The following is a 26,186-nucleotide window of genomic DNA, read 5'->3' on the forward strand; positions in this document are numbered from 1 at the left end:
ATGAAGTTCAATTTGTTTGGAGACACGGACAGAACGAAAGAATTGCTGCTATTGCTTGTGGTAGGAGGGCTTTTTGCATTAAGTACGGCTCTGTCTAATACGTTTGTTAATATTTATTTATGGAAGCAATCTGGTGAGCTGAAGGATATCGCTCTGTATAATTTATCGATTGTGTGCATTCAGCCTGTTGCTTTTTTTATTGCAGGTAAGTTGACAAAAAAAATAGACAGGGTTATTGTACTCCGGATTGGTGTCATCATATTATCGCTTTTTTATTTGTATGTGCTTTTCCTCGGGAAGCAGGCAAGTGAGTATCTGCTCATTCTTGGCGGACTGCTCGGAGCTGGGCTTGGCTTTTATTGGCTCGCTTTTAACGTGCTGACCTTTGAAGTGACAGAACCTGATACAAGGGATAACTTTAATGGCTACCTTGGGGTGCTAACTTCCTTGTCCGGTATGGTCGGCCCGATTACCTCCGGGTTCTTAATCTCGCAGCTGGATAAGTTTACTGGCTACCGCATCATCTTCAGCGTTTCATTGGTTTTATTTTTCAGTGCGGTTATCATCAGTTTTTTCTTAAGCAGACAGAAGGCCGAGGGGAAGTTTTTTGTCTGGCAGATCCTAAAGTCGAGAGAAACCAACTTAAATTGGGGCCGCATCCTAAATGCCCATTTTTTTCAGGGATTCAGGGAAGGGACGTTCATTTTTTTGATTGTCATATGGGTATACATTATTTCAGACAGTGAATTTGCTCTTGGGACATTTGGGCTTGTTCAATCTGCCGTTTCTTTTGTTGGTTATTTTATCGTCTCCCGGATGATGACAAGAGATAGAAGGAAAAAATCCATCTTTGTCGGAGGATTGATCCTATTCCTTTCTCCGTTCCTTTTTCTGCTTCAAGTCACGTTTCCGCTGCTTCTCTTTTATGGTGTGGTCATCTCCATTGCCTATCCGCTGCTGCTCGTTCCCTATGTTTCCCTGACATATGATGTGATTGGCCGCTCGGATAACGCTGGGCCGATGAGGGTCGAATATATTGTGGTGAGGGAATTGTATTTAAATGCAGGACGGATTCTTTCTATTGTTATTTTGCTTATTACGATCACTTACTTTAATGGAGACTACAGTATTCCGGTGCTGCTGCCTGTACTGGGAGCCGGTCACTTTATCATTTATTTTTGTGTAAGATCAATTCGGTTTGCTACCCTTCAAAAATCTGAGATCATGTCGAACTATTCACAGAACAATACAGACAAGGAAGATGGGACTAGGGTATGACGTTTTTCTTTCGGAAACATTGATTTACTGTTAAAATTATTTTAGTAAATCAATTTGTCGAAAATGGAAAAATAGTATCGAACTATTTCCATACATAAGTAAGGGTGGAATGAATGACTAAAGAAAAAAAGAAAAAGAATCATGTACCGGTGCGTTTAAATGCGTTGTTTCTGGCTGTTTTTTTCCTTTTTTCAGTTTTGATCTTCAGATTGGGCTATGTTCAGATCGTACAGGGTGAAGAATATCACAGGTCCGCTGATAAAAAGGAAAATGTGACTGCAAGGCTGGATGCTCCGAGAGGGAAAATGTTCGACACACAGGATCGAGTGGTGGTTGACAACAAGCCGCTTTATTCCATCACGTATACCCGCACTCAGAAGACGAGTGCAGAGGACCGGCAGGCGATCGCAAAAAAATTGGCGGGCTATATTCAGAAAGATACAAAAAGCGTAACAGAACGCGATAAGAAAGATTATTTTATCTTTTTAAATAAAAAAGAAGTAGAAAGCAGGATCAGCCTGAAAGAGAAAAAAGGCCTGAGCGATGATGCTTATTACAATCTTATGCTTGATCGGATCACTAAGAAGGATCTGAAAAGCTTTACTCCTCATCAAATTGAGGTATTGGCCATCAAACGGGAGATGGACAGAGGATATGCCCTGACACCTCAACGAATTAAGATTGACGCAACTCAAAAAGAGATTGCAGCCATAAGTGAGCATTTGGCTGAATTGCCGGGTATAGATATCAAGCCTGATGCAAAAAGAGATTATCCTTATGGTGACACGTTCAAGGCACTGTTCGGGCAAGTAAAACAGATCCCGCAGAGTAAGATGGATTATTATGTTTCACGGGGAAATGAGCGCAATGATCTAGTGGGAACCAGTTTCCTTGAACAGCAGTATGAAGCTCTGCTTAGAGGACAAAAATCGAAAATGAAGTTTGTGACCGATAAATCGGGCAACCCGGTAGGTGATCCCGTTGAAGTGGACGGATCCAGGGGGAAAGACCTCATTCTGACCATTAACATGCAGCTTCAGCAAAAAGTCGAACAAATCATTGAAAAAGAACTGAAGAAAGCCAAGTCAGGAGGCTCGGCTTACGCAAACCGTGATCTGAACGAAGCGTATGTGGTAATGCTCAATCCGGAGAATGGTGAAGTGCTTTCCATGGCTGGAAAACAATACGATAAAAAGACAGGGAAATACAAGAATGCCCCATTTGGAACAGTGTATAATTCCTTCGCCATGGGTTCTGCCGTTAAAGGAGCAACCGTGCTTACTGGTTTGCAGCAAGGTGTGATCACGCCAAATACCCATTTTTACGATGCACCATTAACGTTTGGCGATGGCAGAAAGATGAAATCCCATGAAAACTTGGGGAGCATAGGCCCTGTAAAAGCGCTGGAAGCTTCCTCCAACATTTATATGTGGAACATCGCCATGAAACTTGCCGGCTATGACTATTCTCATAAGCGGTATATTGACCGCCATGTGAACGAGGCATTTAAAGTATTAAGGGATTCTTACAGCCAGTTCGGCCTTGGTGTACCGACAGGGATCGACCTGCCTTCAGAGGCCACAGGTTATAACACAGGCATGAGTGACCAATTGGCACAGGCGATGTTCTTTGCGATCGGACAATTCGATACTTATACACCTCTTCAGATGGCACAGTATGTCTCCACGATTGCCAACAATGGATATCGGATGCAGCCTCATCTGCTGAAAGAGGTTCGTGAACCATCCGTTCAGCCGGGTAAAATGGGGAAACTCGACTATAAGTTTGAACCCAATGTTATGAATAAAATTGAAATGAAACAGGAGTACCTTGATGTTGTTCATCAGGGGTTCCGCCAGGTTATGGTCGGAAGCAAAGGAACGGCCGCAGCTTATTTCAAACATAAGAGTTATAACCCTGCCGGCAAGACAGGTACAGCTGAAGTAGACAAGAAGTCAGGCTTAAACAACAAAACATTGATCGGTTATGCTCCATATAACCATCCGGAAGTGGCTTTTGCTGTTGTCGTCCCAAATGTACGAGAAGGCTCGATCAATAACGAAATCGGTGCAGCTGCACTGGATGAATATTTTAAACTGAAAAAAGACGGAAATAAGAAAAATTAACTAGATAAGTTCATTGCAAAACGCGTCCTTTGGGCGCGTTTTTTTCTGTGTATAATTTATTCTAGTTAGAAAAACATAGGACTGTAGTCTTGTTAAATTTACAATCTCTTTACATTCCATTCAAACAGCATTAATAATCCTCGCTTATTCTAGTAATGTAAAGTGATTAACAGAACTTGTTGGGGGTGTGCGATAGAGACAAAGGACACACAGATGAAGCAAAATCTCTATCAAAAAAATCTTTTAAAAATTATTCTAGGGGGACCAAAACATGAAGAAAATGAAATCCGCTTACCTTTTAGCAGTACTGGCCATGCTCCTCGTGTTCGCTACAGCATGTGGAAACAAAAATAATGAAGGTGCGTCAACAGATGGCGGCAAAAAAGCATCGGGCTCCATCGTTATCTCTGGTTCAAGTGCAATGCAGCCGCTTGTTGCAGCAGCAGCAGAACAATTTAAACAAGATAACCCTGACGCTGATATTCAAGTACAAGCAGGCGGGAGCGGAACAGGCTTAAGCCAAGTTGCTCAAGGTGCTGTTAAGATCGGTAACTCTGATGTTTTCGCTGAAGAAAAAGAAGGGATCCCGGCTGACAAGCTTAAAGATCACCAAGTTGCAGTAGTCGGTATGTCTGCAGCGGTGAACCCGGAAGTAGGCATTAAAGATATCTCTAAAAAAGACCTGATTAAAGTATTCACAGGAAAAGTGAAAAACTGGAAAGAACTTGGCGGGAAAGACCAAAAGATCGCGTTGATCAACCGTCCTGACTCTTCAGGTACTCGTGCTACATTCGTAAAATATGCTCTTGATGGACAAAACCCGGTTGAAGGTGCTGCGACAGAAGATTCTTCCAACACGGTTCAAAAGCTAATCAAAGAAACTCCTGGTGCCATCGGTTACCTTGCGTTCTCTTACTTCACAGATAACAGCGGTGTAACACCACTTAGCATTGATGGAGTTAAACCAACTGATGAAAACGTACAAACAGGTAAATTCCCAATCTGGGCTTATGAGCACTCTTATACTAAAGGAGAGCCAAAAGGCTTAGAAAAACAGTTCCTTGATTATTTAATGAGCGATGACATTCAAAATAAACTTGTTCCTGATCAAGGATACATCCCTGCAAGCAAAATGCAAGTTAAACGTGATGCTGAAGGGAAAGTTACGAAAAAGTAACCATAAAGAAAGTTAAGAATGCCTAAACAAGGGTAAGTGTCCATATTGAAGTGGATATTTACCCTGTTAGGGCGTTTTGGGGAGGTACGGAAAATGGATAATAAGACAATGACAGCCAGTCAAAGGCTGCTGAAAAAATCAAACAAGTCTGCACTTCAAATGGAAATGCGGGGGAAGTCCATAGTGTTAATCAGTGCGCTGATCATTATCAGTGCGACGATTGCTATTACAATTTTCCTAGGTACGAAAGGTTTACAAGCCTTTTTTAACAATGGGGTAAGTTTATATGAATTTCTAACCAGCACGAATTGGAATCCGACCAATGCAGAGAGTCCGGCGTATGGTGCCGTTCCGTTTATTTTAGGTTCTTTTGCTGTTACCATTTTATCTGCTTTGATTGCAGCTCCACTTGGTATTGGAGGAGCAATCTTTATGACGGAAATTGCACCTTCATGGGGTAAAAAAATTCTCCAGCCGGTCATTGAATTACTAGTTGGTATTCCATCTGTTGTTTATGGATTCATCGGCCTTTCCGTTCTTGTTCCGTTCTTGCGCGATACAGTGGGCGGACAAGGATTCAGTTTGCTCGCAGGTATGATCGTTCTTTCCATTATGATTCTCCCTACAGTAACAAGTATCGCAACAGATGCGATGAGTTCGTTGCCAAAGGGGCTCAGGGAATCTTCGTACGCGATCGGAGCGACACGTTGGCAAACCATTTGGAGAGTATTGATCCCTGCGGCTATGCCAACACTTTTAACCGCTGTGGTTCTTGGGATGGCTCGTGCGTTTGGTGAAGCACTTGCTGTTCAGATGGTCATTGGAAACGTCCGTACACTTCCATCTGCGATCACTGATCCATCAGCTACATTAACGACCATCATTACGTTGAATATGGGGCACACGACCTTTGGCAGTGTGGAAAATAATGTTCTTTGGTCGCTTGCGCTTATTCTTTTAGCGATGTCCTTTATCTTTATCATCTTAATTCGTTATCTTTCTTCAAGGAGGCAGTTCTAATGAACAGCAAAGTTACAGACCGTATTGCTACCTCTATTTTTTACTTGATCGCAGCAACCATCGTCACTGTTCTAGTGGGACTGCTCGGATACATTATCTTTCATGGTTTTTCAAAGCTTAATCTTGAATTTTTAACCTCTCCATCAAGCTCATTCAGAGCAGGCGGAGGAATCGGGAACCAGCTCTTTAACTCGTTCTACATCTTGTTCCTAACGATGGTGTTCACTGTTCCTCTTGGTCTTGGCGGCGGTATTTACATGGCAGAGTATGCCCGTCCAGGTAAACTTACGAACGCGATCAGAACGTGTATTGAAGTATTGGCTTCATTGCCTTCGATTGTTATCGGTATGTTTGGATTATTGATGTTCGTTAATCTTACTGGCTGGGGTTATTCCATCCTCGGCGGCGCTCTTGCGCTTACCGTGTTTAACCTTCCTGTAATGGTAAGGGTATGTGAAGATGCCTTGCGCACCGTTGCAAGGGATCAAAAAGAAGCAAGTCTTGCTCTGGGCATCACACACTGGCACACGATCAAAACGGTCCTGCTGCCTGCAGCGTTCCCAAGCATTTTGACAGGGGCGATTCTTGCATCAGGCCGTGTCTTTGGTGAAGCGGCAGCATTGCTCTTTACGGCAGGTCTTACTACGCCTACGCTTGATTTTGCAAACTGGAATCCGTTCGATTCGACTTCTCCTCTTAACGTGTTCCGTCCGGCAGAAACACTTGCGGTGCACATTTGGGCTGTCAATACACAGGGCTTAATTCCGGATGTGCGCGAAGTGGCAGACGGATCCTCTGCAGTTCTGATTATCTCTGTATTGATCTTTAACTTGCTGGCCCGCTGGATCGGCAGTGTGGTTCACAGAAAGATAACAGCTTCTAAATAACTTTAGAATATAGGTGGGGTAACATGAAAACTGTGATGGAAAAAAAAGAGACAAAACCATTAACTGAACAACCGAATAAAGAGAATAATCCGGTTGCTTTAAATATCGAAAACTTGAATATTTATTACGGTGACAACCATGCGGTAAAAGAGGTCAATTTTACAATCGAGAAGAACGGTGTGACAGCGTTGATCGGTCCGTCAGGCTGCGGAAAATCAACCTTCCTTCGTTCCATTAACCGTATGAATGACCTGATTTCCGGGGCACGAAGCACAGGTGGAATCATCTATGACGATGTTAATCTGATCGGCGATGACATAAATGTTGTCGCTCTTCGGAAAGAAATCGGCATGGTGTTTCAAAAGCCCAATCCATTTCCTAAGTCTATCTACAATAATATTACGCATGCTTTGAAGTTCAACGGAATCCGTTCGAGAAAGAAGCTTGATGAAATTGTGGAAGAAAGCCTTCGGAAGGCCGCTTTGTGGGATGAAGTTAAAGACAGGCTTCATGAGTCGGCTTTATCATTGTCTGGCGGGCAGCAGCAGCGCCTTTGTATTGCCAGAACCCTGGCCATGAAACCGAACATCCTTCTCCTTGATGAGCCTGCGTCTGCATTGGATCCTATTTCTAATGCTAAGGTTGAAGACCTGATCATAGAGCTGAAAAAGGATTATACCATTGTAATTGTGACGCATAACATGCATCAGGCTTCACGTATTTCAGATAAGACCGCTTTCTTCTTAAATGGAGTGCTGGTTGAATTTGATAAGACAGATAAGATCTTCACGAATCCATCAAAAAAGGATACAGAAGACTATATTACAGGCCGCTTCGGATAAGGGGGATAATGATGGGACAAGCAGTATTGGCAGCAGAGAAAATGGTTTTTGATATCAAGAATTTAAATTTGTGGTACGGAAAAAATCTGGCACTGAAAGATATCGATTTTACGATTTACAATAATGAGATAACAGCAATCATCGGACCATCGGGATGCGGGAAATCAACGTTTATCAAAACGTTGAACCTAATGATCCAGAATATCCCGGGAGTCAGGATGTCCGGTGAAATTAATTACGGCCATCATAACTTAATCAATGGAAAGGTGGACCTTGTCGATTTGAGAAAAAAAGTCGGTATGGTGTTCCAGAAAGCCAATCCTTTTCCAAAGTCAATCTATGAAAATGTAGCCTACGGACCCAAAATTCATGGGGTAAAGAAAAAAGGGAAACTGGATGAGATTGTAGAACGTTCATTAAGAGATGTGTTTTTGTGGGATGAAGTGAAGGACCGGCTAAATACATCTGCTTTAGGCTTGTCAGGAGGCCAGCAGCAGCGGTTATGTATTGCCAGAGCCATTGCCACCAAGCCGGATGTCATTTTGATGGATGAACCAACATCTGCACTCGATCCGATCTCAACTATAAAAATCGAGGAACTTGCTCTTGAGCTGAAGAAAAACTATTCCATTGTTATGGTTACCCATAACATGCAGCAGGCGGCAAGGGTTTCTGACCGTACGGCATTCTTCTTGATGGGTGAACTGATTGAATACGATCTGACGAGCAAAATCTTTTCCGCTCCTTCAGATAAGCGGACAGAGGACTATGTGACCGGACGTTTTGGATAATAAGAAGAGGAGTGACGAAAAATGGTGGTACGTGAAAACTTTCAGATCCAATTGAATGAACTTAAAGAAATGCTCGTTGAAATCGGTGAATTAACAGAGTACGCATTAAAAGAATCCATGGAAGCGTTAAAGGAACAAAATGTGGATAAAGCTCTTGAGGTAATTGAAAATGACCAGCGGATCAACCAGCTCGAAGATGAGATCAATGACGCGGCAATCCTCCTTATCGCAAAGCAGGCACCAGTGGCTTCAGATCTGCGCAGAATCATTGCCGCGATTAAGATCTCTTCCGATGTGGAGCGCATGGCTGATTTTGCCGTCAATATCGCAAAATCAACGATTCGAATCGGTGAAAAACCACTGATCAAACCACTCGTAGATCTTCCGAGGATGGCTGATATCGCGATCGGCATGCTCTCAGATTCCATCAGAGCATATGTTGACGAAGATATAGTACTGGCGAAAAACCTTGCTGATACCGACGATTCCGTTGATGAACTGTATGGAAAGATTATTCAGGAGCTGTTAGAGCTGATGACCCAGCATCCAGATTCTCTCGCTCAGATCACCCAGCTGTCTTTCGTATGCCGCTATATTGAAAGAACGGCAGACCATGCGACGAATATCGCTGAAAACATTTTATATCTCGTAAAGGGCAAACGCTACGGCTTAAATGAATAGCACAACAGAAAGGGAGTCAGCAGTTAAGCTGGCCCCCTTTTTTTTTATTTTGTTAATGAGTGTATTAGGTGAGGGTGTCAGCAAGCTTTTTGAAATTCATCTTGCTGTTCACCTTATAACTTCCAAACCGGACTTCCCCTTCAAGCTTATGGCTGCGGAGATATTTAAGGAACGATTTTCCGTCCTTGATGATCTTCTCTTTTTCAAGGAAGTCACAAACCTCTCCTGTGCTCATTCCTCTTGAAACGTGCAAAGTAGTGTTGTAGACTACTTTTTCTGCAGGTTTCGCCTCAGTAGCAGGCTCACTCGCTTTTGGAGCGGCAGCTGCCCGGCTTGCTTTGAGGGTTTGAAGTTCTTCGGTGGTAATAGCTGTCATATTTTTGGAGTGTAGATAGGTATTGACTGTATTGTCATTTAATTTGGCTTCTTTCTCCGGAGGAGCCTGTGTAAAGTAAACTCCTGCAATTAATCCTGTAGCCAGGATCATACCGGCTGAGAAACCTCTTAATGTATTATTTGTCATCATGAATCCCTCGTAATTAATTTATTTAGCTTTCTCGTTGATCATCATTTCATCTTCAAGGACTTTAAGCTTTTTCTTTACTTGATACATTTCTTTCATTAATTGAATCGAAAAGTTTTCAAGCTGTACTTCCAGGTTATTGCTTTTGTCCTTGCGGAACGAGATGACGAGTAAAATGATTCCTAATGCCAATAGGGAAAAAATGATAATTTCCATTGTATCCTCCTCTTATAAATACATTCCACCTATTTTTATACCATAGTATTCATAGGAAGAGTATATTTTTCGCCAAATCGCCAAACTTTTTGCGTAAATTCGACAAACGATATCATGGATTAAAGAAGCAATCCGTTCAAAGTCTTTTACTATTTGTAGAAAATTGGCGAATATTAATAGTTTTCTGCAAATAGTTTGTAAAGCAAACGGTTTCAAAAAATTTACAAAGCTTATTCTATCAGACATGCTAAGCAATCTACATTTTTCTACAATTTCCGTTTATTGTGAAAAAAATTTTGTGATGATACGATTACTTCAAATTAATAGGGAGGCATATAAATACTATTCTGCAAGATGTAATAGACCAATGTCTAACTAAACGACCGGGGGGAAAAAAATGATTAATGAGATCGTCAAAATGAAGGAAAAGGGTCTTACCCTTCAGCAGATCGCCGAAAAGATGAACCTCTCACTCGGCAAAGTGCAATACCGGTGGAACAAGTATCGGCAAGAAGCTGGAAAAGTGAGGGAAGAGGAGAATGCAGAGGAACTGATTCTGGCTGATCCTCCAAAACAGGAGCATAGCATCCAGTGGGTGATGCCATACGAATTTGACGAAGATACTTTGTTTGCCATGGTTCAGTCCCCAACGAGTATTTATGTATACTGGAGTATTTCGTCCATGAAGCAAAAGATGGTTGAACATCACTTCAGAACACCTTGGAGTGAACTGCCTAAACGAATGAAAATCTATGATGTAACAGATATCATCTTCCAGGGTCATAACGCACACCGAAACTTTGAAATCGAGATCCCTGAGATGACCAACAACTGGTTTATCCAGCACTTGGAACCTGATCGTACCTATGTCATTGATGTAGGAACAAGAACGTTTGATGGAAGCTTCTTCACAGTGCTTAGATCTAATTCTGTAGAGACACCAAGGGACCAGTCAAATGAACACCGTACCGGGAGCGTTATGAACTGGAAGAATGGTAACGCTGATGTACCAGAATGGATGGAAAATTTCAGCAGTTATTCATACTATCAAAAAATCAGATAGGAGCTCTAAATCAATGAAAAGTGGCTATTTCACATTTATACTGCATGCCCATCTTCCCTACGTAAAGCACAGAGAGGCTAACCGGCTCGAAGAACGATGGGTGTTCGAAGCAATGACAGAGACCTACATCCCGCTGCTTTGGGTGCTTGAGCGTCAGCCTGAAGGCTTCACCTGGAGTATTTCCTTTTCGCCGCCGGTGATGGAAATGCTGGCAGACCCTGTACTGCAAAGAAGATATTTGGAGTATCTGGATAGTACGGAAAATCTCATTAAAAAAGAAAAACTTCGCACTCTCGATCAAGACGAAGCGAAAGCCATCCAATTTTACAGTGAGCGTTATAAGAACATTCGGGACACATTTTTTAAATGGAACCAGAATCTGCTCAATGGTTTTAAACATTACCATTCGGCGGGAGCACTCGAATGCTTCACAACAGCGGCTACACATACGTTCTTACCTTACGTTCAGACCCGCGAAGCCTTACATGCTCAAATCGATATGGGTATCGCAACATTTAAACATCATTTCGGTGAAAAACCTAAAGGATTCTGGCTCCCGGAGTGTGCGTACACTCCCGGCATCGATCAGCTGCTCCATCAGAAAGGGATCTTGTACACATTTGTCGATGAACAAACGCTCCTGAACAGCAGCCCCAAATCTGCACGAGGCATCGGTTCCCCCGTCTACTCGCCGCATGGAGTGGCACTATTTCCAAGAAACCGCGAAATATCCGGAAAAGTATGGAGTTCGGTGAACGGTTATCCGGGTGATGTAGACTACCGTGAATTTTACCGGGATATCGCCTATAACAGGGAGCTTGATTATATCCTTCCTCATATCCATCCAGAAGGAATCAGGATCGATACCGGCCTGAAATATCACCGGATCACAGGTCCCGTCGAAGATAAACAGATCTATGTCCGTGAATGGGCAGAAGGAAAAATAAGACAGCACGCAGAGCACTTTACAGAGACGATAGAAACCCGGCTCAGAGAAAAGGAAGACGAATGCTTCCCTCCTCATCTTATTACGGCACCTTTTGATGCTGAATTGTTCGGGCACTGGTGGTTCGAGGGTACAGATTGGATCTCTGCGTTTCAGCAAGCAAGTGCCGGGAGAGTAGAATGGATTACTCCATCTGAATTTATAAGCCGCCATTATCGTGACCTTGAAACTGTACACGCTTCTTTTTCAACTTGGGGACGCAATGAATACGGAGAAGTCTGGTTAAATGAGAAGAATGCGTGGATGTACCGGCATCTGCATAAATGTGAAAGAGAGATCATATCAGCCGTTGCGCTGCACTCGCCGCTCACACCTGTTACAAAACGCTACGTTCAACAGTTGATTAGGGAATGGATGCTGGCTGCCAGCTCAGACTGGGCATTTATCATTGATAATGAAACATCAGCACAGTATGCCAATGAGCGTTTTAAAACCCATATTGAACGATTCCATACCATCAAGGAACTGTTACAGCAAACTCCAAATAATACTGCATCAATCGAAGCTTTTGAAAAGGATTTCCCATTTTTAAAAAGTATTGATACAAGTTATTTTGAAACTCCGCATGACCTCTATATACAGCAGCATTACAACCAGAAGCCTGAACAAGAAAAACGAAAAATCCTTATGCTATCCTGGGAGTTTCCGCCAATGGTAGTCGGCGGGCTCGCCCGTCATGTATTTGATCTAGCCAAAACGCTTGTTAAACAAGGCCACGAGGTCCATGTCGTCACATGCCATGTAGACGGTTACCCTGACTATGAGATCAACCAGGGAATATATGTTTATCGAGTAAGGTCCAATCAGCCTCAGACCGAGGAGTTCTTCCACTGGACGGGCAGCCTGAACCTTGCGATCGCCGATCAAGGGAGAGAACTTTCCAAAAAAATTGATTTTGATTGCATTCATGCCCATGACTGGCTTGTCAGTGTGGCCGCTAAAGGATTAAAACAGGAACTGAATATCCCGCTGATCGCAACGATCCATGCGACCGAACATGGCCGCAACAATGGAATTCATAACGCCCTTCAATATGAGATCAATCAAAAAGAGTGGGAACTTTGCTATGAAGCGAGCCAAGTCATCGTGTGCAGCCCATATATGAAAAAAGAAGTTGCCGCGGTGTTCAGGTTACCTGAAGAAAAGATTCATATCCTTCCAAACGGGGTTGATCCTGAACTGATTCAGACAGAAGAGGTTTTGGATGGTTTCCGTTTTAAAGAGCACCATGAAATTCTTGTTTTCTCAGTAGGGCGTGTAGTAAAAGAAAAAGGATTCCAGACCATCATCGAAGCCGCACATCTGGTCAAACAGAGGATGGGCAACATCAAGTTTATGATTGCCGGCAAAGGTCCGATGCTGGATGAATACCGCGATCGAATTCATAGGGAGGGACTTGAAGATTACGTTACTTTTACCGGTTTTGTATCAGATGATGACAGAAACCGGATCCTGTCGGAATGCGATATTGCGTTATTTCCGAGCCTGTATGAACCGTTCGGCATTGTTGCCCTGGAAGGGATGGTGGCAGGAAAAGCAACCGTTGTTTCAGATACGGGCGGACTGAGAGACATTATCCGCCATGAAGAGACCGGGCTGAAAATCTATCCCGGCAATCCGGAAAGTCTGGCATGGGCAGTCCTGACCCTTGCTCAAGATGAACATTTACGGCGCACTCTCGCCATCAACGGCAAGAGAGAAGCGGAAACCGTATTTAACTGGAAAGAAATTGCTCAACAAACAAGCGCATTGTATGAACAATGTTTAGAAAAAAATCCGGTATAAGGGGCTGTGTATAAATGAAAGGTGTAATAATGGCTGGGGGAAAAGGAACCCGTCTTCGTCCACTGACTTGCAATCTGCCTAAACCAATGGTGCCGCTGCTGCATAAACCCGTAATGGAGTACAGCATTGAGCTGCTGAAAAAATATGGCATCACGGATATCGCAGTAACGCTGCATTATATGCCAGAGGCCATCAAAAATTATTTTGGAGATGGCAGTGACTTTGGCGTTAACCTTCATTATTTTGAGGAAACGACGCCGCTAGGGACAGCAGGGAGCATTAAAAACGCAGAAGATTTCTTGGATGAGCGCTTCATCGTGATCAGCGGTGATGCCTTGACGGATTTTGATCTACTAAAGGGAATCCAATACCATCAGGAAAAGGACGCTCTCGTTACGATCTTTATGAAACAGGTCGAATCTCCGCTTGAATACGGTGTGATCATGACCAATCAGAACGGAGAGATCATCCGTTTCCTTGAAAAACCAAGCTGGAATGAAGTATTCAGCGATACAGTCAACACGGGCATTTATGTCCTCGAACCGGAAATTTTTCAATATATGGAGAAGGATTTTCAGACGGATTTCAGCAAAGACTTGTTCCCTCTCCTGATGAAAGAAGAGCGGCCATTGTATGGCTACCCGGCAGAAGGCTACTGGTCGGATATCGGAAGCCTGCATCAGTACCGGCAATCACACCGCGACATGCTGGATGGCCTTGTCAACCTGCCGTTCTCAGGGCATGAGATCGACCAGGGAATCTGGGTCGGGAACAATGTTGTCATTGAAGACGGCGCAAAACTGGAACGGCCGGTACATATTGCGGATGGAACAGTCGTCAGGGCAGGAGCGGATATAAAAAGCTATTCTGTCATTGGCCGGAATAATGTCATTTCTTCTCAAGCGTCATTAAAGAAAAGCATTCTTTGGCATGATGTTTATGTGGGATCCGAAAGCGAGCTGAGGGGTGCAACCATTGCAAATGGAACGATGGTCGAGCAGGGAGCAACGATCTACGAGCATGCTGTTGTCGGCAATCATTGCAAGATCGGAAAACGCTCCACTTTAAAGCCGGAAGTGAAAATCTGGCCGGAAAAAGAGATCTACGATGAAGCACTTGTGCATACTTCATTGATCTGGGGAAGAAAAGCGACCAAGTCATTGTTCGGCAGCCGCGGGGTCTCAGGGATCGCCAATGTAGAGATCACACCTGATTATATCGCAAGACTTGCTTCTGCGTATGGAGCTGTGCTGCCTTACGGTTCCAACATCGCGATCGCCAGTGATTCTCATTCTTTCTCCGGAATGATTAAACAGGCCTTCATCCAGGGATTGTTGTCATCTGGGGTAAATACTCTTGATACGAGCCCTACGGTAGCTCCTGTCGTCCGTTTTGCGATTGAGATGGATAATCTTCAAGGCGGTGTCTACATCCGTTTTTCAAACAGAGGCGGAGAAAAGCAAGTGTTAATCGAGTTCTATGACCACAAAGGCCTGCCGATCCATCCTGATCAGGAACGGAAGATCGAGAATGCTTATTGGCAAGAAGATTACCGACGTGCCGCTTTTGACATGATCGGCAAAAGTACCTACAACAATTATAAAAACGAAGAATATATTGAAGCCCTTTTACAGACCGTCAATAAAAAAAGAATCAGAAATTCAAAGTTTCGAATCGTTGTAAACTATAATCACCAGCCGTATCTCAGCTTTATTCCTATCCTTTTTCATAAATTGGATTGTGAGTTCTTGACCGTTCCATCTGAGACGGGACCTGAGGAAATGGCTTCCTTTGTCAGAGTGACGAATGCCAATCTTGGGATTCTTGTCGGTGAGGCCGGAGAAACGCTCAGCCTGATCACGGAGTCTGGAAAACTGCTCGATGAGGAAACGATGCTTTCTCTATATGTTCTCGTGACGTTTTACGAAGGAAAACAACACGAAATGGCTATCCCGGTCTATGGTTCTTCTGACCTTGACAGCCTGGCCGGCCGTTTGAACGGAAGGCTCATCCGCACGAAAGCCAATCCTCGATCCATTATGGAAGTCGGCACCGGGGTGATGAATTTTCAGTACGACGCCCAGTATGCACTCATTCACATCCTGGAGATGATGGCTACCCAGAAGATCACACTGTCAGAACTAGTAGGGTTGCTGCCAAATGTGAATATGCTGAGAGAGTATGTTCCTTGTCCATGGGATAAAAAGGGAAAAGTCATGAGAAAGCTTATGGAGGATATCCGTGATAATAATGTGGAACTCGTCGACGGCATCAAAGTCTTTCATCCTGAAGGCGGCTGGACACTGATTCTTCCGGATGTAGAACAGCCGGTCTTCACTGTGTATTCGCAGGGATCGAACATGGATCAGGCGAAAGAAGCTGCAGCTGAGTTCATCGATAAAATCCGGCTGTATCAGAAGGTTTAATGGATCATGCCGAGGCAGCTTGTAGCCGGAAACGGAAAAATTCTCGTAAACATTGATCAGCACCTTCAGATTAGAGACATTTATTATCCTTATGTCGGACAGCAAAATCACGTTCAGGGACATGCAAACAGAGTGGGGATATGGTCAGATGGCCATTTCTCCTGGCTGTCTTCGGAACACTGGAGCGTCCATACGGACTATCATAAAGATTCTCTTGTAACCTGCTGTACGGCTGAAAACAAACAGATGGGCATTCGCCTTGTATTTGAAGACGGTGTTCATCAGCGTGAAAATATGTTTTTGCGCCGAATAAAAGTGACGAACACCTCGAAGAAGGAAAAGAAAATCCGGCTCTTTTTTCATCAGGATTTAAATATTTATGAGACAGAGGTTGGAGATACTGCTTTTTACGCCCCGGATTCAAGGTCTATTATCCATTACAAAAAGAATCGCTATTTTTTGTTTAATGCTCTTTTTGGAGATAATGGCATATCACAGTATACGACAGGAATCAAACGGTTCCAAAGCGCTGAAGGAACATGGAAGGATGCCGAGGATGGATCGCTGCACATTAATCCGATCGCCCAGGGATCTGTAGACAGCACCTTTTCTGTGGAACATGAAGTTCGAGGAGAAGAAACCGTTGAAGCCTTTTATTGGATGACCATTGGGAGGAACAGGGAAGAGATCCTTGCACTGAACGAATACATCAAAGAAATCGGACCATCATTGACTATTGATAAGATCATGATCTACTGGAGGAGATGGGCGAATAAATCACCGCTGCCAGATACAGATCTGGAGGAAGAGATTTTAGCTCTGTATAAACGGAGCCTGCTCATTGTCCGGACTCAGACTAATGAAAATGGCTATATCATGGCTGCCAATGATTCTGACATCCAGCAATATAACCGGGATCATTACAGCTATATGTGGCCGAGGGACGGTGCACTTGTGGCAGCGGCAATCGCCAAAGCCGGCTATCAGGGGATGGTGAAAAATTTCTATAGAAGGTGTGCAGACGTGCTGACAAAAGAAGGTTTTCTGCACCATAAATACAATCCAGACGGCTCGATTGGTTCAAGCTGGCATCCGACTGTCGGAAAAGACGGGAAAGAACAGCTGCCGATACAAGAGGATGAAACGGCACTCGTATTATGGGCGTTTTGGGAGCACTATAAAGAGACCGGGGATATCGAATTTGCCCAATCTCTTTACCGATCGCTTATAAGGCCGGGTGCCCGTTTTCTTCTTCAGTTCATGGATGAGGAGCTTGATCTGCCCAATCCGTCCTATGACTTGTGGGAAGAAAGAAGGGGAATCTTTTCGTTTACGTGCTCAGCTGTTTACGGCGGTTTGATGGCAGCTCACTCTTTTGCTCTTTTATTTGGGGAAGATGACAGGGCTGCAAGGTACAAAGCGGGAGCAGAGCGCGTAAAAAAAGGAATGGAGAACCATCTTTACGATCAAGAAGCCGGCCGGTTCCTCCGGGGAATTTACTTGAACGAGGAAAATCGGGAAATAACGAAAGATTATACGATAGAAAGCAGCATGTACGGCTTGTTTGCATTCGGTGTTTTTTCCGCCAATGATGAAAGAGTGCAGTCTACGATGGAGGCAATTGAGCGGGAACTGTATATCAAAACACCGATTGGCGGAGTCGCAAGGTATTTTAACGATTATTATTTTCAGCAGACCCATGAAGTGGAGAAGGTGCCAGGCAATCCTTGGCTAATCTGTACACTGTGGCTTGCGAAATGGAAAATTGCTGCAGCCGTTGACCGGAACGGCCTCAAGCAATGCAGGGAATACTTGCACTGGGTGGTCTCCCACGCATTTTCAAGCGGAGTTCTGCCTGAGCAGCTGCATCCATTCTCTGGTGAACCGCTGTCCGTCGCCCCATTAACATGGTCCCACGCGACCTTCGTGGATGTCGTTGTCGATTATATTCAAGCTTATGAACGTCTTGAATAAAATGCACTTGCTGAAATTAAATGTGTCTGGTATTATATTAAAGTATGAATTAATTTGGAAACAAATCAATCAAAGCAGTACGCCATTTTTGTAATGGTTAAGGTTTGGAGGGAAAATACATGCGTGTAAACATCACTCTTGCTTGCACTGAAACTGGTGATCGCAACTATATTACGAAGAAAAACAAACGTAATAACCCAGAGCGCTTAGAGCTTAAAAAGTACAGCCCAAGACTAAAAAAATATACATTGCACCGTGAAACGAAGTAATGTAAGGAAAAGCCACCTAAATCCTTGGTAGACATGGGATTAGGTGGCTTTTTTATTTGCTTTTTTTCTCTTCATCACTTCTTCATTACTTCCTTTTATAATGAGCACATAGCTTTAAAGGGAGTGATAACGGCAGTCCTTGCTTTATGGAGGAAGTTTTGATGCAGGGAATAACAGTCAGTATACAGTTGCTGTTAGATAAGTAACTGGTAAAATAAGAATGAGAATGATTTTTAAGAGGAGATGCGGTATGGAGAAGAAGAACTTAAGAAAAGAAATGAAAAACAAACTGCTGTCTCTGGACTCAACGTTACATAAAACGAAGAGTAAAGATATTGCCAGGCAGTTATTCAACATGCCGTTATGGTCGAACGCGAAGCATATCGGGATTACGATTTCGAGGGGATTTGAAGTAGATACCCGGGAGATTATAAAAAAAGCATGGGTCGAAGGAAAAGAAGTAAGTGTTCCAAAGTGCAGCACTGATGGGGAGAGGGCGATGGATTTTTATAAGATCACCTCTTTTGAGGACCTGGAAAATGTATACATGAACCTTTATGAACCGATTCGTTCCAATACTCAGCTATCTTCTGCCGATAATATCGAGTTGATGATCGTACCTGGCTTGATCTTTAGTCCAGAAGGTTACCGCATCGGTTTTGGGGGCGGATTTTATGACAGGTACCTGGCATCCTATGACGGAAATACGGTTTCTTTGGCTTTCGACTTTCAGCTCTCACATTCGATACCTGTTGAACCGTTCGATATTCCTGTCCAATGGATTGTAACAGATCTAGGTGTTTATAAGGCGGAATTTTGATGGGATGGATCGTCTTTGGCATCATCCTGGGCTGCTTTGTTTTTGCGTCCTTTAAACTTAAAATGCTCACACTGAGCGGAGCATTTGCCAGCTGGGGAATGGGTATGGTTGTTTATGGGGCTTTTGGTTTCAACGGGCTGAGCGTGCTCCTTCTTTTCTTTATCAGCTCCTCACTTTTAAGTAAATGGGGAAAAGTGAAAAAGCAGCAGATGAGAACGATCGTAAAAGAATCAAAAGGGAGAGATGCGGGACAGGTCTTTGCGAATGGAGGCGGCGCGTTTTTTGCAGGAGCAGGCTATTTAATGTTTCCGCATCCTTTTTGGCTGCTTCTCTTGCTCGGCAGTTTGGCAGAAGCCGCAGCTGATACTTGGGCTTCTGAAGTGGGAGTCCTCTCTAGAGCAAAACCATATCATATCCTCCGCAGACAACGAGTAGAAAGAGGAATATCGGGCGCGGTGTCTCCCCTTGGGCTCACGGCAGCCGTACTGGGTTCTTTTGTGATCAGTGTGGCAGGGGCAATGCTGTTTTTTCATGGCGGCCGGGCCTTTATCGTCTTCTTGGCTGTGGGCATTGCCGGATTTTTGGGCAATGTTCTCGATACTCTGATCGGCGGGACAATTCAACTTTCCTACCGATGTAAGGTATGTGGAATTGAAGTGGAAGAGGCGGATCACTGCGGTGTAAAATGCAGCAAACTAAAAGGCTCGCCTGCCGTCACAAACAATGCCGTGAATTTTGTTTCCAGTGCAGCTGCAGGGCTAGCAGCAGGGGTGCTGATCCTATGGTTATGAAAATGAATTGTACGGGTGTAGTACTTGCCGGAGGAGAATCATCCCGTTTTCCCATTCATAAATCATTTGCTCGTTATGATGGTGAATATTTTTATGAACGGGCTGTCTCTTGTTTGAAACCTGTTGTATCCTCTGTTTATCTCGTTGCGCATCCATCCATCGCCCATAAACTGTCAGCTTCATCTGCAATGGTGATCCAGGACCTTCCATACCTGCAAGGACAAGGGCCGCTGGCGGGAATTCTTACGGCGATGAACATCAGAGAGGAAGCTGACTGGTACGCGGTCATCACGTGTGATATGCCTCTCATGAAAACTGAAATATATGAGATCCTTTTAACCGCTGCGTTGAGTATTCCGGGAATTCAGGCAGTTGTGCCTGTCGTGAAAGAACGCCAGCAGCCGCTTGCCGCACTTTACCATAAGAGCTGCAAACCGGTCATATCCCAGCTTCTTACTGAAGGGAAGAGGAGCATGCATGGTTTGCTGCAATCTGTAAATACGAAGTACATCGATGAACTCTGCGGTGATTGGAATCCACATGATTTTATAAATATTAATACACAGGAAGATTACTCCCTTTATATAGAAAAAGGGCTAAGGGAATAATTTGCACAATCATGGCAAAAAGTAAGAGCAAGGAGGAATGCTCTGTGACTAGATTTATATTCAAGCTTGCCCTTGTTGTTTCCTTGATCCTGATAGGTTATCAGTACAGATATCGGCTGCTCAATGTCATACTGGGAGTGCCTTTGCTCCGAAGATTCGCGGTTGGCCGAATGATGTCGTTTCCGGGTTTGCGTGATAAATTTATGAAGGAAATGTTCTGAGGCGCTGTTCGCGCCTCTTCTTTTTGGTATGAAAGCAAACGGAATCTTTTTTGATCTTGATAATACACTTTTTGATTATGACCGTGCTTTTGGGCTTGCCGCTATGCAAAGCTTCTCAGAAATGTATGGGGAACGGATGATAGTAGGGTGCACCAAAGTGAATATTGAACTGGATTGGTTTATAATTTTCAAAACATACTGCGACCATTTTTGGGCTGGCTATGAGTGCGGTGATCTTTCCCGTACCGCGTATCAGAACAAAAGATTTATAACTTCTTTGCAGGCATGCGGACTGCAAGCAGGATCCCATAGGGCTGCTGCTGTTTTTGAAGAACGTCTCAGAACGTACATCCCATCGTATTGTAAGCTGTATGCAGGGGTCTCACAAATCTTACAGGAACTTTGTGATCGTAAAATGTTGATGGGCATCATTACCAATGGAGAGAAAACGGTTCAGAGAAATAAAATAGAGGCCTTAAACCTTACGAACTGGATAAAGCCTCAACATGTCTTTATATCTGACGAGATGAATGTACAAAAACCCAATCCCGCCATATTTGAAAAGATTCAAGAGAAAACGGATTGCAGCAATCCTCTTTATGTCGGTGATTCTTGGGACCAGGATATTTTTCCTGCCACCGTGTCCGGATGGAAAGCGGTCTGGCTCACTACAAGAAGGAGTGAGCCGAAAACACAAGGCAGTCATTTGGAATACAGAAGAGCTGCTTCGGTCTCTGAACTGAATCAGCTTCTTATCTCGTATATTGAATGAGCTGGATATACTCTCCGTCCTTGAGCTTAAACAGGACCATCAAATGGGTCTTATCCTTGCTGAACAGGATAAGCGGCATGCTGCTGCCGATGGGGCCCACTTTGGATCCATTGCTTTTCTTGACACCGAGAAAATAATTTTTATACAGTCCTTCCCACAGGTTGCCGATAATTTTATTCGTCTGGTCTTGTGTGAAACCAGGGAGCGGACTGTTTTGGTACTGGGGCAGATCGTTTAGTGCCACAGCATTGTAATTCGCGCCGTTCACATTGTAGAACTGTTTGGCCCCGCTCCAGGTCTGCTGAAGAAATGGATAGGTCTTAACATCCAATTTGGTTTTTACAGATCGCTCACTGCTGTTCTTTGGGTTTTGGAAAGAAGAGAAGGAGCTGCCTTTGTGATAGACATAAAGATTTTTTTTGCTCATCGCCTGGGCGCTGCGATAGGTGTCTTCATTTCTATGAATTTCAGCATAGTGATAGCTGACACTCTGAGACAATTGATCGTTCCCTCCAGGCACTTTTTTAGACTGATTAAGTGTTCTGGTGTCTTGTTCCCATTTGTTCATCGTGCTTGTTAATACACCGTTCGCATACAACATGGAAATATCTTGCCGAAGATAGGCAGGCTTGTTCGTTTCAGATGATACATCCCAATTGAGTGTATAATTTTCAGCAGTTGAGCCGCCCAAAGTGACATTCGTCGTTGCTTTTGTGAAGGTTACTTGGGTGTCTATGGGAAAAAAGATGATACTTTCTTTGACAGGTTCCCTGCCAAAATAATACATAAAAAAGAGTATTGCGAAAAAAACAGGCAGAACGACACCAAGCCAATTTCTCATTTTCATAGGAATTAACCACCCCGCTGGACAGACTGTTGTTCCATGTTTATGCATAGCCGGCTAAAGAAAGAAGAAGGAATTTAATGAGAAGGAAAGAAATTCTTATAGTGAAGAACTAGACGATTATAGGAGAGAGGCACATCATGATCAATGAACAAGAAATACTTCAGAATATTAGTGACTTAGTCAGTATTCCAAGCCCAGCAGGCTATACAGATCACGCGATTTCCTATGTGAGCGATTTCCTGAAAAAGGAAAACGTTCCGTATTACATTAACCATAAAGGCGGGCTGATCGCGACAATTAAAGGAAAGGACGATTCGAAGCATCGTTTGCTGACGGCGCATGTGGATACGCTGGGTGCAATGGTGAAAGAGATAAAGGGCAGCGGACGCCTGAAGCTCACCATGATCGGAGGATTCCGCTGGAACGCAGTCGAAGGAGAATATTGCAAGATACATACAACTGACGGAAAAATTTATACAGGGACCATCCTAATGCATCAGACGTCTGTCCATGTTTATAAAGATGCGGGTGACGCAAAAAGGGACGAAGTGAATATTGAAGTTCGGATCGACCAGCAGGTGAAAACAAAAGAGGAGACAGAAAAACTCGGTATCTCGGTAGGGGATTTCGTATCCTTTGAACCAAGGGTGGAAATTACAGAGAGCGGATTTATTAAATCGAGGCATCTCGATGATAAAGCAAGCGTCGGTATATTGATGCATCTTATTAAAGTGATTAAAGATCAAAGGATTGAACTGCCTTATACTGTGAATTTCCTTATCTCAAACAATGAAGAGATCGGGTACGGCGGAAATTCCAATATTTCAGAAGAGACGGTTGAATATATCGCAGTCGACATGGGAGCGATCGGTGACGGGCAGGCGACCGATGAGTACACTGTGTCGATCTGTGCGAAAGATTCCAGCGGCCCTTATCATTACGGACTGCGCAAACATTTAGTCAAACTGGCTGAAGAGCATAGTGTCGACTACCGTGTGGATATCTATCCTTTTTATGGCTCTGATGCATCGGCGGCCATTAAAGCAGGCTATGACATTAAGCACGGATTGGTAGGAGCAGGGATCGATGCTTCACATGCCTATGAACGCACTCACGTACAGTCCTTGCGGCATACGGCGACTTTGCTGCTTCATTACATGCAGTCTGAACTCGTCTGATGAGTTTGAAGATTTTTTCATAAGAAACAGAAAGAAACCGCTGTCTTTTCAGCGGTTTTTTTCTTCTGTCTCTGCTATAATAATCAGGGTGATAAAATGAAAACGCTATATGATGTGCAGCAGCTCTTAAAGAGATTTGGAATCTTTATTTATACCGGACACCGGATGGCTGATCTTGAGCTGATGCAGGATGAACTAAGAACCCTGTACGATTCAGGTTTGATCGATCAACAGGAATTTAAGATGGCACTGCTGATTATTAAAGCTAACTATCAAAAATTCAGCTAATAAAATTGATATAAAAGGGTGACAGCTATGATTGAGAAATGGTATGTAGGCGTAGATCTTGGCGGAACAACAATTAAAATGGCATTTATCAGCGACTATGGTGATCTGATCAAGAAGTGGGAGATCCCAACGGATATCTCTGAAAAAGGAAAAAATATCACAACAGATATTGCGAAAAGCATCGACTCTGTTCTGGAGGAGCTTGGCGAAAAGAAATCCAGGCTCAATGGAATCGGCATGGGAGCTCCTGGATTTATAGATCTGTCCCGCGGATTTATCTACCATGCGGTCAACATCGGCTGGGTAAACTTCCCGCTGAAAGAACGTCTGGAAATGGAGACAGGGCTGCCTGTAGTCGTAGATAATGATGCCAATCTTGCAGCTGTCGGAGAAATGTGGAGGGGGGCCGGCGATGGAGCCAAAGACCTCCTTTGTGTAACACTTGGTACGGGTGTTGGAGGCGGAATCGTCGCCAATGGGAAAATTCTTCACGGAACCAACGGAATGGCAGGAGAGATCGGGCACATTACAGCCATTCCTGAAGGTGGTGCACCATGCAATTGCGGCAAAACCGGGTGTATTGAAACCATAGCATCTGCTACAGGCATATGCCGCCTTGCTCGTGAAGGTTTGGAAAAATATCCGGATTCCATCCTTCATAAAGAACAGGAAAAAGAGGATGGAATCACGTCTAAGGATGTTTTTGACGCTGCTGATAAGAAGGATGAGCTGGCGCTGTATGTCTTGGAGCTCGTGGGATATCACCTCGGTTTTATGATCGCGAACCTTGGGAATGCGATCAATCCAGGGAAAATTGTTTTTGGCGGCGGAGTATCAAAAGCTGGAGATAAAATCCTTCAGCCTGTCAAACAAAACTTTGATAAGTTTGCACTTCCGCGTGTAAAAGAAGGAGCGGAATTTGCTATTGCTTCACTAGGAAACGATGCAGGTGTATACGGGGGAGCCTGGATGGCGAAAAAATTGCATGAGGAAACAGTACTATAAACCGTATAAAGCTTTTCAGAAAGGGGCTGTCCTGAAAGTCAAAAATTGACCTTCAGGCAGCTCCTTTTTCGCGCAAAAAATCTTCAATGAAAAGTTGATTATAGTGGAAGGTGCGAGACTCCTGCGCGACTAGCGTGACAGGTGAGACTCCCGCAGGCGCTTGCGCCAAGAGGCTCACCGCACGCCCCGCGGAAAGCGAGCGGTCTGAAACGGAAATCAACGGCTTCCAGACTTCTTGGACAGCCCCTTTTTCTTTTCATTCATGACTTAACTTCGGGTTGAATACACTGAAAGGTAGAGGTTACATGATGAGGAGGAGCTTATGAAAATAACGGTAAGAAAGGGAGATACGTTTTCTTATTACAGCCAATTATTTGGACTCCCCTTACAGCTGCTGCTGGATTCCAACTTGCAAACGGATCCCGAATATTTGCTGCCCGGATCTTCGCTGCTCATTCCCGGCTATTTTCATCATGAGCATACGGTAAAAAAAGGAGACACATTCCATTCCCTCTCTAGGAGATACAATGTCTCTTTAGATGGCTTGTTTATATTGAATCAGGAAAATAATGCACAGCTTCTCAAAGAGGGAATGGTCGTGAATGTTCCGGAGCGAGCGGTACACCGTGTCGTTTCAGTCGGTGTGCCGTATGATTATAGTGTTCTGAAATACGATCTTCAGCGTTTATGCTCTCTTTATCCCTTCATTCGCTCTGACTGTTTTGGACAATCGGTATTAAAAAAAGACCTTGTTCAGCTGAAATGCGGAAGAGGGCGAAAGAAGGTGCACGTGAATGCCTCTTTTCATGCAAATGAATGGATAACGACCGGCATCTTGATGGTTTTTTTAAACGATTACTTGTTGGCGCTGACAAATAATACACCCATCCGGGGAATCAATATGCTGCCTTTGTACGAATCAGCGACGCTGTCAGCCGTTCCAATGGTCGATCCTGATGGTGTCGATCTCGTACTGCAGGGTCCGCCCGATATAGAGCCGTACCGCAGCCTGGTCAAAACCTTAAACAAGCAGCATCCCAATTTTAAAGACTGGAAGGCCAACATCAGGGGAGTGGATTTAAACAACCAGCTTCCGGCACGGTGGGAGATCGAAAAAGCTAGAAAGCCGGCAGAACCGGCTCCAAGAGATTATCCGGGAGATTATCCGCTTTCCGAGCCCGAAGCGAAGGCGATAGCCAATCTGACGGTCGACGAAAATTTTGACCGTGTTATCGCTCTTCACACCCAAGGGAAAGAATTTTATTGGGGCTTTGAGAAGGAAGAACCGGATGAAGCCGAAAAGATCGCCGAAGAATTCGAACGTGTAAGCGGCTATAAAGCAGTCCGCTACGTAGACAGTTACGCGGGATACAAAGACTGGTTCATACAGGAGTTTCGCAAACCGGGTTTTACTATCGAACTGGGGATCGGTGTAAATCCGCTTCCTCTTTCGCAATTCCAGGAAATTTATAAAGATACGCTTGGTATATTTCTGGCCAGTCTGTACATGTAAAGAAGCGGAGAAACCAGCAGCCATAAAAGAAGTGCACCCAATTGTGAGTCCAAACTAACAATTGGGGGCACTTCACTAG

Annotated in this window: 25 protein-coding genes; 22 read left to right on the forward strand and 3 right to left on the reverse strand. The window is 44.0% G+C overall.

Features of this window, described 5'->3' with window-relative positions:
- From P4361_RS09985 to phoU, 8 genes are all read left to right on the forward strand, one after another.
- Positions 1 to 1,278 carry an MFS transporter gene (locus P4361_RS09985; protein WP_328089250.1) on the forward strand — a complete coding sequence of 426 codons (1,278 nt, stop codon included), beginning with the start codon at positions 1 to 3 and terminating at the stop codon, positions 1,276 to 1,278.
- A gap of 113 nt (positions 1,279 to 1,391) precedes the next feature.
- On the forward strand, positions 1,392 to 3,404 hold the full coding sequence (locus P4361_RS09990; RefSeq protein ID WP_328089252.1) for a penicillin-binding protein 2: 2,013 nt from the start codon (positions 1,392 to 1,394) through the stop codon (positions 3,402 to 3,404).
- A 271-nt stretch (positions 3,405 to 3,675) separates the two neighbouring features.
- Positions 3,676 to 4,581 carry a phosphate ABC transporter substrate-binding protein gene (locus P4361_RS09995; RefSeq protein ID WP_328089254.1) on the forward strand — a complete coding sequence of 302 codons (906 nt, stop codon included), beginning with the start codon at positions 3,676 to 3,678 and terminating at the stop codon, positions 4,579 to 4,581.
- A gap of 108 nt (positions 4,582 to 4,689) precedes the next feature.
- Positions 4,690 to 5,601: a phosphate ABC transporter permease subunit PstC gene (pstC, locus tag P4361_RS10000; protein WP_425590251.1), complete on the forward strand. Its 912-nt coding sequence runs from the start codon at positions 4,690 to 4,692 to the stop codon at positions 5,599 to 5,601.
- Positions 5,601 to 6,488 carry a phosphate ABC transporter permease PstA gene (pstA, locus tag P4361_RS10005; protein ID WP_328089257.1) on the forward strand — a complete coding sequence of 296 codons (888 nt, stop codon included), beginning with the start codon at positions 5,601 to 5,603 and terminating at the stop codon, positions 6,486 to 6,488. The genes pstC and pstA overlap by 1 nt, the downstream gene beginning before the upstream one ends.
- A 23-nt stretch (positions 6,489 to 6,511) precedes the next feature.
- On the forward strand, positions 6,512 to 7,330 hold the full coding sequence (gene pstB, locus P4361_RS10010; RefSeq protein ID WP_328089258.1) for a phosphate ABC transporter ATP-binding protein PstB: 819 nt from the start codon (positions 6,512 to 6,514) through the stop codon (positions 7,328 to 7,330).
- An 11-nt stretch (positions 7,331 to 7,341) separates the two neighbouring features.
- The gene (pstB, locus tag P4361_RS10015; RefSeq protein WP_062234960.1) at positions 7,342 to 8,121 is read left to right on the forward strand and encodes a phosphate ABC transporter ATP-binding protein PstB; all 780 of its coding nucleotides are present in this window, start codon (positions 7,342 to 7,344) and stop codon (positions 8,119 to 8,121) included.
- A 21-nt stretch (positions 8,122 to 8,142) separates the two neighbouring features.
- Positions 8,143 to 8,802, forward strand: coding sequence for a phosphate signaling complex protein PhoU (gene phoU, locus P4361_RS10020; RefSeq protein WP_062234963.1), 660 nt, complete (start codon positions 8,143 to 8,145; stop codon positions 8,800 to 8,802).
- A gap of 64 nt (positions 8,803 to 8,866) precedes the next feature.
- On the opposite strand, the gene P4361_RS10025 is transcribed toward phoU, so the two are convergent.
- Positions 8,867 to 9,328, reverse strand: a complete 462-nt coding sequence (locus P4361_RS10025; RefSeq protein ID WP_328089260.1) for a hypothetical protein — start codon at positions 9,326 to 9,328, stop codon at positions 8,867 to 8,869.
- An 18-nt stretch (positions 9,329 to 9,346) separates the two neighbouring features.
- Entirely contained in the window at positions 9,347 to 9,541 is a 195-nt protein-coding gene (locus P4361_RS10030; RefSeq protein WP_053357876.1) for a hypothetical protein, read from the reverse strand.
- Positions 9,542 to 9,938: 397 nt separating this feature from the next.
- Between P4361_RS10030 and P4361_RS10035 the strand changes: the two genes are divergently transcribed.
- From P4361_RS10035 to P4361_RS10080, 10 genes are all read left to right on the forward strand, one after another.
- The gene (locus P4361_RS10035; protein ID WP_328089262.1) at positions 9,939 to 10,604 is read left to right on the forward strand and encodes a DUF4912 domain-containing protein; all 666 of its coding nucleotides are present in this window, start codon (positions 9,939 to 9,941) and stop codon (positions 10,602 to 10,604) included.
- Positions 10,605 to 10,617: 13 nt separating this feature from the next.
- Positions 10,618 to 13,395 carry a 1,4-alpha-glucan branching protein domain-containing protein gene (locus P4361_RS10040; RefSeq protein WP_328089263.1) on the forward strand — a complete coding sequence of 926 codons (2,778 nt, stop codon included), beginning with the start codon at positions 10,618 to 10,620 and terminating at the stop codon, positions 13,393 to 13,395.
- A 14-nt stretch (positions 13,396 to 13,409) separates the two neighbouring features.
- Entirely contained in the window at positions 13,410 to 15,821 is a 2,412-nt protein-coding gene (locus P4361_RS10045; RefSeq protein ID WP_328089264.1) for a sugar phosphate nucleotidyltransferase, read from the forward strand.
- A 6-nt stretch (positions 15,822 to 15,827) separates the two neighbouring features.
- A complete protein-coding gene (locus P4361_RS10050; RefSeq protein ID WP_328089265.1) occupies positions 15,828 to 17,795 on the forward strand; it encodes a glycoside hydrolase family 15 protein in 1,968 nt (655 codons plus the stop codon).
- A gap of 119 nt (positions 17,796 to 17,914) precedes the next feature.
- Positions 17,915 to 18,064 (forward strand): 50S ribosomal protein L33, encoded by a 150-nt coding sequence (gene rpmG, locus P4361_RS10055; RefSeq protein ID WP_007202187.1) that lies wholly within the window; start codon positions 17,915 to 17,917, stop codon positions 18,062 to 18,064.
- Positions 18,065 to 18,314: 250 nt separating this feature from the next.
- Positions 18,315 to 18,884, forward strand: a complete 570-nt coding sequence (locus P4361_RS10060) for a 5-formyltetrahydrofolate cyclo-ligase (protein WP_328089266.1) — start codon at positions 18,315 to 18,317, stop codon at positions 18,882 to 18,884.
- Complete coding sequence (locus P4361_RS10065; protein WP_328089267.1) at positions 18,884 to 19,675, forward strand: DUF92 domain-containing protein; 792 nt, start codon at positions 18,884 to 18,886, stop codon at positions 19,673 to 19,675. Before P4361_RS10060 ends, P4361_RS10065 begins: the two co-directional genes overlap by 1 nt.
- Positions 19,666 to 20,283 carry a molybdenum cofactor guanylyltransferase gene (locus P4361_RS10070; RefSeq protein ID WP_328089268.1) on the forward strand — a complete coding sequence of 206 codons (618 nt, stop codon included), beginning with the start codon at positions 19,666 to 19,668 and terminating at the stop codon, positions 20,281 to 20,283. The genes P4361_RS10065 and P4361_RS10070 overlap by 10 nt, the downstream gene beginning before the upstream one ends.
- A gap of 44 nt (positions 20,284 to 20,327) precedes the next feature.
- Positions 20,328 to 20,504: a hypothetical protein gene (locus tag P4361_RS10075; protein WP_328089269.1), complete on the forward strand. Its 177-nt coding sequence runs from the start codon at positions 20,328 to 20,330 to the stop codon at positions 20,502 to 20,504.
- Between the two features lie 28 nt (positions 20,505 to 20,532).
- The gene (locus tag P4361_RS10080) at positions 20,533 to 21,276 is read left to right on the forward strand and encodes an HAD family hydrolase (protein WP_328089271.1); all 744 of its coding nucleotides are present in this window, start codon (positions 20,533 to 20,535) and stop codon (positions 21,274 to 21,276) included.
- Here the strand turns inward: P4361_RS10080 and P4361_RS10085 are convergent.
- On the reverse strand, positions 21,257 to 22,123 hold the full coding sequence (locus P4361_RS10085) for a hypothetical protein (RefSeq protein WP_062234995.1): 867 nt from the start codon (positions 22,121 to 22,123) through the stop codon (positions 21,257 to 21,259). The genes P4361_RS10080 and P4361_RS10085 overlap by 20 nt on opposite strands.
- 137 nt (positions 22,124 to 22,260) lie before the next feature.
- Between P4361_RS10085 and P4361_RS10090 the strand changes: the two genes are divergently transcribed.
- The 4 genes from P4361_RS10090 to P4361_RS10105 all read left to right on the forward strand — a co-directional run bounded on the left by P4361_RS10090 (position 22,261) and on the right by P4361_RS10105 (position 26,107).
- On the forward strand, positions 22,261 to 23,301 hold the full coding sequence (locus tag P4361_RS10090) for a M42 family metallopeptidase (protein WP_062234998.1): 1,041 nt from the start codon (positions 22,261 to 22,263) through the stop codon (positions 23,299 to 23,301).
- A gap of 96 nt (positions 23,302 to 23,397) precedes the next feature.
- On the forward strand, positions 23,398 to 23,589 hold the full coding sequence (locus P4361_RS10095) for a YqgQ family protein (RefSeq protein WP_053357887.1): 192 nt from the start codon (positions 23,398 to 23,400) through the stop codon (positions 23,587 to 23,589).
- 27 nt (positions 23,590 to 23,616) lie between these two features.
- The gene (locus P4361_RS10100) at positions 23,617 to 24,594 is read left to right on the forward strand and encodes an ROK family glucokinase (RefSeq protein WP_328089276.1); all 978 of its coding nucleotides are present in this window, start codon (positions 23,617 to 23,619) and stop codon (positions 24,592 to 24,594) included.
- A gap of 322 nt (positions 24,595 to 24,916) precedes the next feature.
- Complete coding sequence (locus tag P4361_RS10105) at positions 24,917 to 26,107, forward strand: M14 family metallopeptidase (RefSeq protein WP_091004673.1); 1,191 nt, start codon at positions 24,917 to 24,919, stop codon at positions 26,105 to 26,107.
- Positions 26,108 to 26,186: the final 79 nt, after the last annotated feature.

The organism is Fictibacillus sp. B-59209 (assembly GCF_036216745.1).
Classification (GTDB): Bacteria; Bacillota; Bacilli; order Bacillales; family Fictibacillaceae; genus Fictibacillus_C; species Fictibacillus_C marinisediminis.